This window comes from Saonia sp., from assembly GCF_056326165.1.
This window is the reverse complement of the sequence record NZ_JBWFBN010000009.1, coordinates 93,403-108,894: the sequence shown is the minus strand read 5'-3', so window position 1 is coordinate 108,894 and position 15,492 is coordinate 93,403. Positions and strand designations below refer to the sequence as shown.

Genomic DNA, 15,492 nt, shown 5'->3' with positions numbered 1-15,492 from the left:
TTTTTAGAATAAAATTCTTGTAGTACATAATATGTATTTTTGCTGTAAGGAATATTAAAATTGAAAAGTTGACCAATCACGAAGCAGAATATTTGATGAAACTGGAAAAAGTCTTGTCTGACCCACAGCAGATAATTGACTTAGGAAATAAAAAGAACAGATTGGAATTAATTTCACATGAAGACTCTGAGCGCAAGTTTTGGGTAGAAATGACTTCTAATAAAAAGATAATACTCAAAACATCTATTCATCATCTTGAGAGTAACACTTTCATTGGTCTTTTGCGAATAGATTTTAAAGGAACTCATCAAAATCCTGAAGGAATTAAGAGCACACTACCTACATATCTAAAGCCATATGCTGGGAAATGGTTTAATATAAATGAACATCATATGCATGTGTTTGTTGAGGGTTATAAACCTCTTGCATGGGCGATTCCCTTAGCCGACATTGATTTTCCTATTAAAGAAATAAATGATGTTTCAGACTTGTCTGATTTAATAACTAATTTCGCAACACTAATAAATCTTAAATCTCAAATTAACATTCAACAGACAATATTTTGAATTGGGTTAACTCATACGTGGATGATTATTATAATTGGTTAAGAGAAAAAACTTTTATCCAACAAGGAACTACTACGGATTGGTTTCTTATTAGTACTCCTTTTATGGGTGCTTTTAATGATTCTATAGAGATATATGCGAAAAGAAATGGAGAACAATTAATTCTAAGTGATAACGGTGAAACAATTGCTAATCTTGAATTACAAGGACTTCATATTCAAGGCTCAAAAAAAAGAAGGGACTTGTTGGATTCTATTTTATTGAATTATGGCTTGCACTCAGTAAAAAATGAATTATTAATAGAAACGAATCTTGAAAATTTTTCACAATCTAAGCATAATTTTTTATCAGCAATTATCGAAGTAAATGACCTTTATGTTTTATCTAATAGCAATGTTGCATCTATTTTTAAAGAAGATGTGAGAAATTATCTTGATTCGCAAGATATTATTTATACGGCTGATTTCATTTCTAAGGGCGCAACTGGATTAGAATTTAATTTCGATTTTCAGATAGCTCAAAAGAATAAAGAAATTGTAATTAAATCATTTAATACAGTTAATAAACAGAATTTATCCACTTTCCTATTCTCATGGGAGGACATTAAACCTGTTCGTGAAAAGTCTACTAAAAAAGATGTTCGCGCTATTGCGATAATAAATGATTCGGAAAAAAGTGTAAAAGGAGAATTTTTAGATGCTTTAAAATCAAAAAACGCAAATTATATTTTATGGACAGAGAGAGACACAAGAAGTAATCAGGAGCTTCTGGTGGCATAAATTTCACTCATAAATCAAATACTTATCACGTATTTTTTTAAAATTTTCTAAGTCAGGTTGCCAAGTGGCTTTTATTTCTTCTTCGGATAATCCTGCTTCAATTTGTTGTTGTAATTTCTTTGTGCCAGCATGTTTGGTAAATCCAGCTGTGAGAAAGAATTTACTTTTATCAGGGCAGTTTTTGTAGGCATCAATAACCCAACGCAAAGACATTTTATTCATTTTAGGTGTTTTGGATAAATCATTTCCAAAGCAAATTTTATCTTCTTCCTTAGGATATTTTGAACCAAAATTGGGTTGCGGTGCATAACTAAAACCATAGGCTGTACTGTCCAAAAAAGAAGCGCCATAACGCTGAAACTGGGACTCCGTTCCTCTACCTGCATTTACATTGGTTCCTTCGAACAAACCTAAACTGGGATATAAATTAATTGCCTTATCATTGGGTAAATTGGGAGAAGGACGTATGGGTAAATGATATTCAGAATCGTGTATGTAATTCTTTAAGGGAATTACAGTTAAATCGGCTTTCACTTTATTTTCTAACCAATTTTCGCCATTGAGCATTTTTGCATATTCCCCTATTGTCATTCCATAAACTAAGGGAATGGTTGTCATTCCCAAAAACCCTACATGTTCCTTTTCCATAGTTGGACCATCAATATAATGCCCATTTGGGTTGGGTCTATCTAAAACAATGATTGGAATACTGTTTTCTGCACAGGCTTCCATTACCAATTGTAAAGTGGCGATGTAGGTATAAAAGCGAACGCCAACATCTTGAATATCAAACACAACAATTTCAATGTCTTTTAAGGTTTCGGCCGAAGGTTTTCGGTTTTTTCCGTGAAGAGAAATTAACGGAAGTCCGGTTTTTGTGTCTACGTCATCAAGTACAGCTTCGCCAGCATCTGCCTTACCACGAAATCCATGTTCAGGGGCAAATACTTTTAACAGGTTCACATCCAAAGAAATAAGAGAATCTACAAGATGTGTATATCCATTTTCCTTAAAAATAACACTGGTTTGGTTGGCTACAACCCCAACCTTTTTTCCTTGCAGCTTTGGGAGGTATGCATTGGTTCTGTTGGCTGCTACAATTATTTGAACATTTTTTATGGATTCTGGTTCAGTGAGTTTTGCTTCCTTTTGGTTTTTGTTCATTTTTACTTGGTTTCCACATGCGGTGAGCATTAAAACCCAGATGAAAACTGTATTTTTGAAACTGTATAAAAATGACATGGATTGAATTTAGAGTTTTTTATTGCCAAACGTCTTATAACGGGCAAGGAGCATAAAATTAGCATTTCCGCACCAATAATAAAAATAGCCATTGCAGCTATAGCAATTGGTATTGTTATGATGTTGATTGCTATAGCTTCTGGCGTTGGCTTAAAACATAAGATTCGGGAAAAAGTAGCTGCATTTAATGGCCATGTTCAAATATATAACTATGATAACAACACTTCAGAGGTTTCGGTAGTTCCAGTATCAACCAACCAAGATTTTTATCCAGAGTTTACTTCAGTAAGTGGTATTTCACATATTCAGGCAGTGGCAAGTAAGGGAGGTGTCATAAGAACGGAGGAAACTTTCGAGGGCGTTATTGCTAAGGGTGTTGGTAAAGATTATAACTGGAATGCTTTTAACGAATATTTGGTAGAGGGTAGATTGCCAAATTATATGGATGAGTTGAATACAGAAGTGCTGATTTCTACAATTTTATCAAACAAATTAAAGCTAAAGCTAGATGATTCTTTCTTTACGTTCTTTTTAAAGAATGGAAATACTACTGAAACACCAAATCAACGACGGTTTAAAGTAGTGGGAATTTATGATAGTGGTTTTGAGGAGTTTGATGCCAAGTACTTATTTGTGGACATTCGCCATATTCAAAGAATGAACAAATGGGAAGAAACCCAAGTAGGAAATTTTGAAGTTTTTTTAAATGATTTTAATGAACTGGAGGAGAAAAGTAAAGAGATTTACGGAAAAACAGTATCCTCGCTGGATTCACAAAACATTAAAAGTAAATACTATAAAATCTTTGAATGGATTGGCCTGTTCGATTTCAATATTGCTCTCATTATTGGGATTATGATTATTGTTGGCGGCATCAATATGATTACAGCGCTTTTGGTTTTGATTTTGGAACGCACCCAAATGATAGGTATATTAAAAGCATTAGGGTCAGCCAACTGGAGTATTAGAAAAGTATTTTTGTACAATGCTGTTTATTTAATTGGGGTTGGGCTGTTATGGGGTAATATAATTGGATTAGGGGTTTTATGGTTGCAGCACAAGTTTAGGCTGTTTAAATTCCCAAATCCAAAAGAATATTATATAGATTATATTCCTGTACATATAGATTTTTGGATGGTGTTAGGATTAAATATTGGAGTGCTGTTATTGTGCTTATTAATGCTATTGATTCCATCTTATATCATCACCAAAATATCTCCTGTAAAGGCTATTAAATTTGAATGAACCTTTAAATGTTAGAAAAATGAAAAAACATTTTGTATTGCTCATTGTTTGCAGTTGTATACTTTCTTTAAATGCCCAAAAATTATCTAAGGCAGAAAAAAAATTGGTCCAGTCTGTTGAGAACAATAATTCAGAGGCCATTGCATTTTTGGAAAAGGTGGTTAATATTAATAGTGGAACACTCAACGCAGAAGGAGTTAAGGAAGTGGGGATGGTTTTTAAGGATGCTTTTGATGCAATCAATTTTAAGACCAACTGGATAGAAATGCCTGCCGAACTCAATAGAGCTGGGCACTTATTTGCAGAAACTTCTGGAAAAAAGGGAAAGAAGCTGTTGTTAATAGGTCATTTGGATACTGTTTTTGAAGAAGATAGTCCGTTTCAAAAATTTGAAATGGTGAATGATAGTATTGCCCATGCTCCCGGAGGAAATGATATGAAGGGCGGGGATGTTATTATGCTGTATGCATTAAAAGCATTAGAAGAAAATGGATTGTTAAAAAATGCTCAGATTATCGTTGCCTTTACGGGGGATGAAGAAAGCACAGGAAAACCATTGGATATAAGTCGCAAAGATTTGATTGAGGCTGCAAAAAGAAGTGATATTGCTTTAGGTTTCGAAACTTCCACAGGTTTTAATTATGCAACTGTTGCTAGAAGAGGGGCATCAGGTTGGGAAGTTAAAGTTGAAGGAAAACGTGCCCATTCCTCAGGTGTTTTTAGTGAAAGGACAGGAGCGGGAGCCATTTTTGAAATGTCACGTATTTTGAATGGATTTTATAATGAAGTTCGTGGGGAAGAATTTCTCACTTTTAACCCAGGTGTATTACTTGGAGGCACTTTTTTGGATTATGATTCCAAAACAGGAAAAGGCAATGCTTTTGGAAAGAGCAATGTCGTTTCGCAAACTTCGATTGTAAAGGGTGGCCTACGATTTATATCCGAAGAGCAAAAAGAAAATGCCCGAGCAAAGATGAGGGAAATTGTTGCCAATAACCTACCTCAAACATCGGCAGAAATTCATTTTACAGACAGTTATCCTGCAATGGGACCTAAAGAAGGGAATATAAAATTGTTGGAAGAATTAAACGAAGTTAGTTTAAGTTTGGGTCAAGGAGAAGTACTGGCATATGATCCTGGAAAAAGAGGTGCTGCCGATGTGTCTTTTGTTGCAGAATATGTAGATTGTTTGGATGGCCTAGGTACAATGGGAACAGGCGCACATACACCAGAGGAAACGGTTAATCTTAATACCATAGAGGCTTTAACGAAAAGGACGGCAGTTTTAATTTATAGACTTATTAATCAGTAATTCATGATAGAACTTTCATTAGATAAGCAAACGGTGCAGATAGATGCTGGGGAATTGGTAAATTATTTGGTTGCTGGGCATGAATTTATCCATCAAAAAGGAAGTCCTGGGTGGAGAAGTTCGGATGCAGAAATGTTTCCCATTATTGGTCCAACTAATGAGACCGATTTTATGGTGCAAGTGCCAAAAGGGAATGCGGTACAAGACCAACATGGCTTATTGCGAGAGATGGATTACGAACTGATTTCTGAAACCGAGACTTCAGTCAATTTTCAAAAAACCTATAAAGCAGGGACCATTGTAAAGAATTCAAAGTTTCCAGAAAAATCTAATAAACAGTGGCTTATGTGGCCTTTTAGTTTTGAATTTCAAAAGAAGTACGAACTTAAAGAGGATGGACTTTTCATAACTTTTACCGTTTCGGGAGAAAAAGATATGCCATTTATGTTGGGCTATCATCCAGCTTTTAAATTGTATTCAGAAAAACCTGTGGTCCTTGCCAATGAGAATGAAATTACATTGGATGAGGTATTGGAAGTTGGGGACAGAGCTTATCAGATTTCGGATTGCGAATCCATTACGTTAGAAGATGAAAAGAACCTTGAGATTTCTACTGTAGGATTCGGTAATTTTATGCTTTGGGCACCCGTTAGAAATATGATGTGTATTGAGCCTATTACTTTTTATCCCTATGAAGTGGCACAAAGAGACCTGTATAAGGGGTTTCAATACTTGGACACGGATAAAAAAGAGTTTAAAGTATCCATTAAACCAAAAAACTAAATATGTCTTCATTAAAAGAGGTGTTAGAACAGAGTTACGGCTATCTTTTTGAGCCCGAACTCTTGGAAGAAATCGAAAAAATAGGGACTTATAAAAAAATATCTCAGGGTGAAAAACTTATAGAGATTGGGGATGCCATCAATATGATGCCCTTGGTTTTGGAAGGCGCTATTAAAATTCTTAGGGAGGATGAGAGCGGAGATGAATTGTTGTTGTATTTTATTGAGAAAAGTGATACTTGCGCTATGACTTTTTCTTGTTGCTTTGGCAATAAGAAAAGTGAAATCCGTGCAGTCGCAGAAACAGATACCTCATTGTTATTTATTCCTGTACAGCAGATGGATATTTGGATGACCAAATATAAAAGCTGGCAAAATTACATTTTGGAAAGTTACCATACCAGAATGATGGAACTATTGGAAACCGTGGATACCTTGGCATTTTTAAGAATGGATGAGCGTCTATTAAAGCATTTACAGGACAAGGCTAAAGTGAGTCATGATGATGAGATACACACTACCCATCAAGACATTGCTTACGATTTGCACACTTCGCGAGTTGTGGTCTCTAGACTTTTAAAGCAATTGGAAAAAGAAGGAAAAATAGAAATGCACCGAAATAAGATTAAAGTGTTGGAGTTGTAATCACCTAGAATAGTCATATAATGCCCCAAAATATAGTCCTTATAGAACCAGAAATACCTACTAATACGGGTAATATAGGCCGCTTAAGTTTGGCATCAGGATGTAATTTGCACCTTGTGAAACCTTTTGGTTTTGAAATTGATGACAAACGCTTAAAACGTGCTGGACTTGATTATTGGAAACATATTTCTTTATTCACTTACGACAGCATTGAAGAGTTCTTTGAAAAAAATAAGGACGCAGAAATGGTTTTTCTATCCAGTCATGGAGAAAAGGAGTATTATGATATCAGTTTTACAGAAAACATGTTTTTTGTTTTTGGAAAAGAATCAGTGGGATTGCCCAAAAATATCATTGAAGAGAATAAAGAAAAAGTTTTTAAAATACCATTGTTAAGCCCCCATATTAGAAGCCTAAATTTAGCCAATGCTGTTAGTGTTGTGGTGTATGAGGGGATAAGAATTGGCAAAAAATGAAACTTAAAAAAGTACTCAAGAAAATCTTACTAAGATTCCTAGGTGTTATTTTAGTGTTCGTTTTGGCAATAGTATTGTTTGTAAATTTTCATCCAGCATTTGGTGGAAAATCAACTGGAAAAAATTTAAAAAAAATGGAAAAAGCAACTAATTATAGTAATGGAAAATTTACGAACAGAGAAAAAACCAAAGTAGATTTTAGTTGGGACGACTATAAGAAAATGTTTGCGAAGATGTTCAAAGGAAACCCAAACAAGAAACCCAGCAACGCTTTGCCAGTAATAAAATGGGATAAGTCACAAATTGATAAATTAAGTGATTTAGAAACTAGTCTGGTGTGGTACGGACATTCGACCTTTTATTTAAAATTGAATGGCAAAAATATATTGATAGACCCTATGTTTGGGGATTATCCTTCACCAGTTCCCTATATCATTGCTAAGAGGTTTAATGATACATTGCCCATTGCGATTTCCGATTTACCAGAGATTGATATAATTATACTCTCCCATGATCATTATGACCATTTAGATTATGGTTCTATTAAAAAGTTAAAACCCAAAACAAAACAGTTTATTGTGCCGCTAGGTGTTGGAGCACATTTAAAAAAATGGGGAGTGGAAGACAGTAAAATTTCTGAGATGTATTGGGAAGAAAGTATCCAAATAGATGATATTACATTGACCTGCACTCCTGCGCAACACTTTTCAGGAAGAGGATTCTCAGATAAAATGGCAACTTTATGGTGTTCTTGGGTAATTGATGGAAATAAGAAACTATTCTTCAGTGGGGATTCGGGTTATTTTGATGGATTTAAAAAAATAGGAGATAAGTATGGCCCTTTTGATGTTTGTATGATGGAATGTGGTCAGTACGATGAACTTTGGAGCGACATTCACATGATGCCAGAAGAAACAGCACAAGCACATATAGATTTAAAAGGGAATATGCTTATTCCAATACATTGGGGAGGATTCTCCTTGGCAAATCATGACTGGGATGACCCAATAAAGAGATTGTCTAAAGAGAGTATGGATAGGAGTATAAACTTGGCAACACCAATTATAGGAGAGAAAATTACCATTGGTGAAGAGCAGAAATTTTCTGATTGGTGGAAAGACCAAAAGTATATAGATTAACAAGTCCGTAACCCAAGTTACGTTTGGTCTCTATATTAAATGGTAAATTTGTTCTCATGAAAGGATTTTTTCCGTTTCTGGAATGGCTGCCAAACTATAAAAAGAGTTTTTTTTCTAAAGATTTAGTGGCTGGTTTAACTGTGGGAATCATCTTGATTCCACAGGGAATGGCATATGCTATGATAGCTGGCTTACCACCTGTTTATGGTTTATATGCAGCACTAATTCCTCAAATTATATATGCATTCACAGGCACATCGCGTCAATTGGGTGTGGGGCCTGTAGCAATGGATTCTTTGTTAGTGGCATCGGGCTTAGGTGCTTTGGCAATTTCTGGTATAGATGAGTATATTTCTATGGCAATTTTTTTAGCCCTTTTTATGGGGGTTATTCAATTGCTTTTAGGGTTATTAAGAATGGGTTTCTTAGTCAATTTTTTATCCAAACCGGTAATTAGTGGCTTTACATCTGCTGCTGCAATCATTATTGGTTTAAGCCAATTAAAACATTTGTTAGGGACTAATATAGAACGGAGTAATAAGATTCACGTTTTATTAAAAAATGCGGTAAACTCGTTGGCAGATGTTAATGTAATAACATTAACTATTGGCGTTGTAGGAATGCTTTTAATCGTTGGAGCTAAAAAAATCAGTAAAAAAATACCAGGTGCTTTAATAGTGGTTGTCTTGGGAATATTAACCATTTTCTTTTTTGGTCTTAATGATTTGGGAGTAAAAATTGTAGGAGAAGTTCCGGAAGGGTTACCTTCATTTAAAGTGCCAACTATAGATTTTTCTAAAATCTCTGAACTTTTCCCTATTGCTGTTACTTTGGCATTAATTGCTTTTATGGAAGCAATTTCGGTGGCTAAAGCCATAGAAGAAAAAAAGAATGAGTATGAAGTAAATCCAAATCAAGAATTAATAGCCTTAGGAGCATCAAATATAATTGGATCATTTTTTCAATCCTATCCAACAACAGGGGGGTTTTCTAGAAGCGCAATTTATGATCAGTCAGGTTCAAAAACCACAGTAGCACATCTGGTAAGTGCGTTGGTTATAGGTCTTACCTTACTATTTTTAACGCCAATGTTCTATTATTTACCTAAGGCTGTTTTAGCTTCTATAATTATGGTAGCAGTATTTGGGTTAATAGATGTAAAATACCCCATGCAATTATTAAAAACGCGTAGAGAAGAATTCTTTTTATTGCTGACAACCTTTTTAATTACTTTAACAATAGGTATAAAAGAGGGTATTGTACTTGGAGTGCTTATTTCACTTTTATTACTTGTTTACCGTATATCAAAACCTCATTTTGCTGTTTTAGGAAGAGTCAAGGGTACTAATTATTTTAAAAATATTGATCGCTTTTCAGAGAATATTGAAATTAGAGACGAAGTATTGGCTGTTCGTTTTGATGCCCAATTGTATTTTGGTAACAAAAATTATTTTAAAAAAGAATTATATCGTCATATTAAAAGAAAAGGAGATCAGTTAAAGTATGTTATTTTAAATGCTGAAGCTATTAATTATATTGATAGTTCTGCCACTTTTATGCTTAGGGATCTTATAAAAGACTTAAAGTTAAAAGACATAGAATTTAAATGGGCCAGAGTAAATGGACCAACACGAGATCTTTTATATAAAACGGGGCTCATAAATGATATTGGTAAAGAAAATATTTTTGTGAGAACCTTTGAAGCTTGCGATTATTGTATGGAACGTAGCACTAAAACTGAAATGCAGAATAAGATAGCATTACAATCTAAAAATTGCACAATGTAACTTAGGTAATGGTTTTAATAATAATAATAAAACTTTTATAAATCTTAATTTTTAAGGAAGATTAAAAATGAAAATTGAACAAATTTATACAGGATGTTTGGCGCAAGGAGCCTACTATATAGAAAGTAAAGGAGAAGTGGCTATCATTGACCCACTTCGTGAAGTACATCCATACATTAATAGAGCAAAGTTAGATGATGCTAAAATAAAGTACATTTTAGAAACACATTTTCATGCGGATTTTGTGAGTGGTCATGTAACTTTATCCAAGGAAACTGGAGCGCCAATTATATATGGACCCAACGCCAATCCTTCTTTTGAGGCTATTATTGCTGAAGACGGACAAGAATTCAAGCTAGGTGAAATCACTATAAAAGTATTGCACACTCCAGGGCATACGATGGAAAGTACTACCTACCTTTTGAAGGATAAAAATGGAAAGGACCATGCAATTTTCTCTGGAGACACATTGTTTTTAGGTGATGTTGGTAGACCAGATTTAGCGCAAAAGGCTGCAGATATGACCCAAGAAGATTTAGCAGGTATTTTGTTTGATAGCCTACGAACCAAAATAATGCCTTTAGCTAATGATATAATTGTATATCCTGCACACGGAGCTGGCTCAGCCTGTGGCAAGAACATGATGAAGGAGACAGTTGACACCTTGGGCAACCAAAAGAAAGTTAATTACGCTTTACGCGCAGATATGACCAAGGAGGAATTCATAAAAGAAGTGACGGATGGTTTGCTACCTCCGCCAAAATATTTTCCTTTGAATGTAAAAATGAACAAGGAGGGCTACCAAGATATTGCTGAGGTTTTAGAAAAGGGTACGGCTCTATTATCACCAAATGCTTTTGAAGCTGCAGCAAATGAAACAGGCGCCATTGTTTTAGATGTACGTCATCAAAATGATTTTGTTAAGGGGCATGTTCCCCGTTCTATTTTTATTGGGCTAAATGGGGATTTTGCCCCATGGGTAGGAGCTTTAATTGCCGATGTAGAACTGCCCATTTTACTAATTACACCCAAAGGTCAAGAAGAGGAAACGGTTACTCGTTTATCACGTGTTGGTTTTGATAATACCTTAGGTGTTTTAGAAGGTGGTATAGAAGCATGGAAAAAAGCAGGAAAAGAAATAGATAATATTGCTTCACTTCCAGTTGAGGAATTGGAGGAAGCTATAATGGAGCATAAAGCACCCGTTTTTGATGTCCGTAAGGAAAGTGAATATTTGTCCGAGCATTTGGTTGGTGCAAATAGTACACCCTTGAGTGAGTTGAACCGCCATCTAGCCGAGTTCCCATCAAATGAACCATTTTATGTGCATTGTGCTGGGGGGTATCGTTCTGTAATTGCAGCATCTATTTTAAAGAGTAGAGGAATTCATAATTTAATTGATGTTCAAGGCGGGTTTACAGCCATTAAAAATGCAGGCTTTAAGGTGACAGATTACGTATGTCCTACAACTTTATAGCAAATTGATTATATGATATTTCTCATGTTTTAGAATACATAGAAAGTATATTTTTAGGGTATGAAATATAGTAAAGCAATAAAATTGGTACTAGTATGCATGGTATGTATAGGCTTGGTTACCAGTATTGTTGTCTTAATTGAAACGTTTAACCAATAAAAACAGAGTTATGAAAAAAAATATGGGAAGTGCAGATAAATTAGTACGCATTTTAATTGCATTAGTAATTGCTGGTCTTTATTATTTTAATGTGGTTAGCGGTACTTTGGCAACAGTACTCTTAGTTGTTGCTGTTGTTTTTCTTTTAACGAGTTTGCTTAACTTTTGTCCATTATACGCCCCATTTGGGTTGAGCACTTGTAAGACCAAAAAGTAGCATCATTAGACATTCCCTGAAAGAGGGATGAAGTAATCTTTGGTTTTGGAGTCAGAATCAAACAGATTGCTTCATCGTAAATTCCTCGTAATAACATTGATTGGGTTTTGTCTTACCCCTCAATATGATGATTGTTAAACCTCTTGTATATTAATCCTAGTTAGCGTATTTTCAAGTCTTGGGAATTTTTAAAATTCTTAATACCAACTAACTACCGGAAAATGCCAACAACTATTACAGGAATAGAAGTCAAAGACATTCGATTTCCTACCAGTACCTCTTTAGATGGGTCAGATGCCATGAACCCAGACCCAGATTATTCCGCCGCTTATGTTATTCTAAAAACTGACCATTCAAATGGATTGGAAGGTCACGGAATTACTTTTACCATTGGTAGAGGTAATGAGCTCTGTGTGGCCGCTATAGAATCCCTGTCCTATTTAGTACATGGAAAAACATTGGAAAGTTTTACTCGTAATATGGGTGCTTTCTGGAAAATGGTGACTGGCGATAGTCAGCTACGTTGGGTAGGTCCAGAAAAAGGAGTTATACATTTGGCAACCGCTGCAATAGTAAATGCCGTATGGGATTTGTATGCAAAAGTTGAAGAGAAACCTTTGTGGAAATTATTGGTTGATATGTCTCCTGAGAAATTGATTTCCTGTATAGATTTTACTTATATCACAGATGCCATTACACCAGAGGAAGCCCTAGAAATAGTAAAGAAACAAGAACCCACAAAACAAAGGCGTATAGAGGGACTTTTGCGAAACGGTTACCCCGCCTACACTACTTCAGCTGGTTGGTTGGGATATTCTGATGATAAAATGAGACGTCTATGCCAAGAAGCAAAAGAACAGGGTTTTGACCATATGAAAATTAAGGTAGGTTCCGATTTGGAGGATGATGTACGTAGAGCTACTATAATTAGAGAAGAAATAGGGACAGATTTACGCCTTATGATGGATGCCAATCAAAAATGGGATGTAGATGAGGCTATTGCTAACATGAAAGTCTTAAAACAATTTGACCCATGGTGGATAGAAGAACCAACAAGTCCAGATGATATTTTAGGTCATGCAAAAATTGCAAGAGAAGTGGCACCCATTCATGTGGCTACAGGTGAACATTGTCAAAATAGGGTAATTTTTAAGCAATTAATGCAAGCTAATGCAATTGGTATTTGCCAAATAGATAGTTGTAGATTGGGTGGTGTTAATGAAGTCTTGGCAGTTTTGTTGATGGCCGCAAAGTTTAAAATTCCCGTTTGCCCCCATGCAGGAGGAGTTGGCTTGTGTGAGTATGTACAACATTTATCCATGTTGGACTATGTGTCCATAACAGGCTCTATGGATGATAGAATTATAGAATATGTAGACCATTTACACGAACATTTTCTGGACCCAGTGGTGATAAAAAATGGAGCTTATATGCCACCCCAATTACCAGGTTATAGTATACAGATGAAGAAACAATCACTTATGGATTATGAATTTCCCAAGGGAAAAATTTGGAATTAAAATTATAAAATCATGAAAAAATTACTAACATTTCTAACAATACTTTTACTTGTGCAATCTACCATTGCTCAAGAGTATATACCAACTAAGGAAAACCTTGAAGCGCGTAAAGAATTTCAAGAAGCACGTTTTGGACTCTTTGTCCATTGGGGCGTATATAGTGTGTTGGGTGATGGGGAATGGGTGATGCAAACACAAAATATTCCTATAAGTGCGTATGAAAAACTGCCAAGTTTTTTCAACCCTATTGCTTTCAATGCAGACGAATGGGTCAACATGGTAAAACACGCAGGGATGAAATACATTACTATTACAAGTCGTCACCATGATGGTTTTTCTATGTTTGATACCAAGGCGACAGACTATAATATTGTAAAGAAAACACCCTATGGTAAGGATGTACTTAAACAATTGGCTGAGGCATGTAGAAAAGCCGATATAAAACTATTTTTTTATTACTCAACCTTAGATTGGCACCACGATGATTATTACCCAAGAGGTCGTACAGGTACAGGGATAGAAGGTAGGGGAAAAGGTGAATGGGAAAAGTACATTGTTTTTATGAAAACTCAACTTACTGAGCTACTCACAAATTATGGAGATATTGCTGGTATTTGGTTCGATGGTCATTGGGACCAAAAAGAATGGGACGGAAAAAAGTTTGGTAAAGTAAAAGTAGACTGGCACTATGAAGAAATATATAAACTGATTCATGAACTTCAGCCACAGGCTCTCATTGGGAACAACCACCATTTGGCTCCTATTCCTGGAGAGGATTTTCAAATGTTTGAAAAAGATTTACCTGGAAACAATACAACAGGTTGGGGAACAAGTGCAGAGGATATAGGGAAATTACCCAAAGAAGTGTGCGAAACCATTAATGGTTCATGGGGTTTTAATATTCAAGATAGAGCGCATAAATCAGAAAAAGAACTTATTCATTTGTTGGTAAAATCTGCGGGTTATGGGAGTAATTTATTGCTCAATGTAGGTCCTATGCCTAATGGTGACATTCAGTCTGAGCATAAAGAATCACTAAAAAAAGTGGGCGCATGGATGAGAGAAAATGGAGAAACCATTTATGGAACTTCCGAAGGACCTTTTAGACCAACAGATGAAATGTCATCAACTAGAAAAGGAAATGTGGTTTACATACATTTATTGGATAATAAAAAGGAGTTGTACTTTATTGAAGGTTTTGATGGGCAAATTAAAAGTACCAAACTCTTTAAAAATGGTAAAAAAATAAGTTATAAAGTGAATGAGTTTGGGCTGTTTTTGGAACTGCCTAAGGAAGATAAAAATGAGATAGATACAATTGTAGAAATTACTTTAAAATAAAACGATGTCTGAATTTCGATTGGATGGTAAAACTGCCATTATCACGGGAGGCGCCAGTGGTATAGGAAAAGCAATAGCAAATGAATTTGTTCAGAAAGGAGCATTCGTCCATATAATAGAAATTAATAAGGATGAAGCTCAAAAAACTGCTAACGAGATTGGCAAAAATGTTATAGCTCACCAATGTGATGTTGCCAATCAAGAAGAAGTACATACTATCATCTCTGGTATTATAGAAAAAACTCCAATTGATATTTTGGTTAACAATGCTGGTATTGCACATATCGGAAGTTTGGAAAATACTTCTGAATCAGATTTTGATAGAATTTTTCAAGTAAATGTAAAAGGAGTATATAATTGCATGCATGCCGTTGTGGAGCATATGAAAACTAGGGGAGGTATTATTCTAAATATGGCCTCTGTCGCTGGTTCTGTGGCAGTTGCAGACCGTTTTTCCTATTCTATGTCCAAAGGTGCTGTACTCACTATGACTTATTCTGTTGCCAAGGATTACTTGGAATATGGTATTCGTTGCAATAGCATTTCACCAGCTAGAGTACACACCCCTTTTGTGGATGGCTTTATAAAAGATAACTATCCTGGAAATGAGGATGAAATGTTTAAAAAATTATCAAAAACGCAGCCTATTGGCCGCATGGGTACTCCTGAGGAAGTGGCAAGTTTAGCATTGTATTTATGTTCGGATGCGGCATCTTTTATAACAGGAACAGATTTCCCCATTGACGGAGGATTTATAAAATTAAACTCATGAGAATGGGTATTGATTGGAAAAGTAGTCGAAGTA

At 35.3% G+C, this 15,492-nt stretch carries 15 protein-coding genes; 14 read left to right on the top strand and 1 reads right to left on the bottom strand.

What is annotated here, in order from left to right:
• Positions 1-68 precede the first annotated feature (68 nt).
• Entirely contained in the window at positions 69-566 is a 498-nt protein-coding gene (locus AC000W_RS09635) for a DUF6978 family protein (protein WP_474747887.1), read from the top strand.
• A 17-nt stretch (positions 567-583) separates the two neighbouring features.
• The gene (locus AC000W_RS09630) at positions 584-1,345 is read left to right on the top strand and encodes a DUF1828 domain-containing protein (protein WP_474747885.1); all 762 of its coding nucleotides are present in this window, start codon (positions 584-586) and stop codon (positions 1,343-1,345) included.
• Between the two features lie 3 nt (positions 1,346-1,348).
• Here the strand turns inward: AC000W_RS09630 and AC000W_RS09625 are convergent, their stop codons facing one another.
• Entirely contained in the window at positions 1,349-2,587 is a 1,239-nt protein-coding gene (locus AC000W_RS09625; protein ID WP_474747884.1) for an exo-beta-N-acetylmuramidase NamZ family protein, read from the bottom strand.
• Between the two features lie 3 nt (positions 2,588-2,590).
• On the opposite strand from AC000W_RS09625, the gene AC000W_RS09620 reads away from it, so the two are divergent.
• The 12 genes from AC000W_RS09620 to AC000W_RS09565 all read left to right on the top strand — a co-directional run bounded on the left by AC000W_RS09620 (position 2,591) and on the right by AC000W_RS09565 (position 15,459).
• Positions 2,591-3,832, top strand: coding sequence for an ABC transporter permease (locus AC000W_RS09620; RefSeq protein ID WP_474747882.1), 1,242 nt, complete (start codon positions 2,591-2,593; stop codon positions 3,830-3,832).
• Between the two features lie 19 nt (positions 3,833-3,851).
• The gene (locus AC000W_RS09615) at positions 3,852-5,144 is read left to right on the top strand and encodes a M20/M25/M40 family metallo-hydrolase (RefSeq protein WP_474747881.1); all 1,293 of its coding nucleotides are present in this window, start codon (positions 3,852-3,854) and stop codon (positions 5,142-5,144) included.
• Positions 5,145-5,147: 3 nt separating this feature from the next.
• Positions 5,148-5,927 carry an aldose 1-epimerase gene (locus tag AC000W_RS09610; RefSeq protein ID WP_474747880.1) on the top strand — a complete coding sequence of 260 codons (780 nt, stop codon included), beginning with the start codon at positions 5,148-5,150 and terminating at the stop codon, positions 5,925-5,927.
• A 2-nt stretch (positions 5,928-5,929) separates the two neighbouring features.
• Complete coding sequence (locus tag AC000W_RS09605) at positions 5,930-6,571, top strand: Crp/Fnr family transcriptional regulator (RefSeq protein ID WP_474747878.1); 642 nt, start codon at positions 5,930-5,932, stop codon at positions 6,569-6,571.
• Between the two features lie 20 nt (positions 6,572-6,591).
• Positions 6,592-7,047, top strand: coding sequence for a tRNA (cytidine(34)-2'-O)-methyltransferase (locus AC000W_RS09600; RefSeq protein WP_474747877.1), 456 nt, complete (start codon positions 6,592-6,594; stop codon positions 7,045-7,047).
• A complete protein-coding gene (locus tag AC000W_RS09595) occupies positions 7,044-8,186 on the top strand; it encodes an MBL fold metallo-hydrolase (protein ID WP_474747875.1) in 1,143 nt (380 codons plus the stop codon). The genes AC000W_RS09600 and AC000W_RS09595 overlap by 4 nt, the downstream gene beginning before the upstream one ends.
• Before the next feature lie 56 nt (positions 8,187-8,242).
• Positions 8,243-9,973: a SulP family inorganic anion transporter gene (locus AC000W_RS09590; protein WP_474747874.1), complete on the top strand. Its 1,731-nt coding sequence runs from the start codon at positions 8,243-8,245 to the stop codon at positions 9,971-9,973.
• A gap of 67 nt (positions 9,974-10,040) precedes the next feature.
• Positions 10,041-11,450, top strand: coding sequence for an MBL fold metallo-hydrolase (locus tag AC000W_RS09585; RefSeq protein WP_474747873.1), 1,410 nt, complete (start codon positions 10,041-10,043; stop codon positions 11,448-11,450).
• A 169-nt stretch (positions 11,451-11,619) separates the two neighbouring features.
• Positions 11,620-11,826, top strand: a complete 207-nt coding sequence (locus AC000W_RS09580; protein ID WP_474747871.1) for a YgaP family membrane protein — start codon at positions 11,620-11,622, stop codon at positions 11,824-11,826.
• Between the two features lie 221 nt (positions 11,827-12,047).
• Positions 12,048-13,346 (top strand): L-fuconate dehydratase, encoded by a 1,299-nt coding sequence (locus AC000W_RS09575; protein WP_474747869.1) that lies wholly within the window; start codon positions 12,048-12,050, stop codon positions 13,344-13,346.
• Between the two features lie 12 nt (positions 13,347-13,358).
• Positions 13,359-14,687 carry an alpha-L-fucosidase gene (locus AC000W_RS09570; RefSeq protein WP_474747868.1) on the top strand — a complete coding sequence of 443 codons (1,329 nt, stop codon included), beginning with the start codon at positions 13,359-13,361 and terminating at the stop codon, positions 14,685-14,687.
• A gap of 4 nt (positions 14,688-14,691) precedes the next feature.
• Complete coding sequence (locus tag AC000W_RS09565) at positions 14,692-15,459, top strand: SDR family NAD(P)-dependent oxidoreductase (protein WP_474747866.1); 768 nt, start codon at positions 14,692-14,694, stop codon at positions 15,457-15,459.
• The last annotated feature ends 33 nt before the right edge of the window (positions 15,460-15,492 follow it).

What these genes read in the sequence shown, in the direction of transcription:
- AC000W_RS09625 (WP_474747884.1), bottom strand. Translation starts at nt 2,587, where the DNA reads ATGTCATTTTTATACAGTTTCAAAAATACAGTTTTCATCTGGGTTTTA.
- AC000W_RS09615 (WP_474747881.1), top strand. Translation starts at nt 3,852, where the DNA reads ATGAAAAAACATTTTGTATTGCTCATTGTTTGCAGTTGTATACTTTCT.
- AC000W_RS09610 (WP_474747880.1), top strand. Translation starts at nt 5,148, where the DNA reads ATGATAGAACTTTCATTAGATAAGCAAACGGTGCAGATAGATGCTGGG.
- AC000W_RS09605 (WP_474747878.1), top strand. Translation starts at nt 5,930, where the DNA reads ATGTCTTCATTAAAAGAGGTGTTAGAACAGAGTTACGGCTATCTTTTT.
- AC000W_RS09600 (WP_474747877.1), top strand. Translation starts at nt 6,592, where the DNA reads ATGCCCCAAAATATAGTCCTTATAGAACCAGAAATACCTACTAATACG.
- AC000W_RS09595 (WP_474747875.1), top strand. Translation starts at nt 7,044, where the DNA reads ATGAAACTTAAAAAAGTACTCAAGAAAATCTTACTAAGATTCCTAGGT.
- AC000W_RS09590 (WP_474747874.1), top strand. Translation starts at nt 8,243, where the DNA reads ATGAAAGGATTTTTTCCGTTTCTGGAATGGCTGCCAAACTATAAAAAG.
- AC000W_RS09585 (WP_474747873.1), top strand. Translation starts at nt 10,041, where the DNA reads ATGAAAATTGAACAAATTTATACAGGATGTTTGGCGCAAGGAGCCTAC.
- AC000W_RS09580 (WP_474747871.1), top strand. Translation starts at nt 11,620, where the DNA reads ATGAAAAAAAATATGGGAAGTGCAGATAAATTAGTACGCATTTTAATT.
- AC000W_RS09575 (WP_474747869.1), top strand. Translation starts at nt 12,048, where the DNA reads ATGCCAACAACTATTACAGGAATAGAAGTCAAAGACATTCGATTTCCT.
- AC000W_RS09570 (WP_474747868.1), top strand. Translation starts at nt 13,359, where the DNA reads ATGAAAAAATTACTAACATTTCTAACAATACTTTTACTTGTGCAATCT.
- AC000W_RS09565 (WP_474747866.1), top strand. Translation starts at nt 14,692, where the DNA reads ATGTCTGAATTTCGATTGGATGGTAAAACTGCCATTATCACGGGAGGC.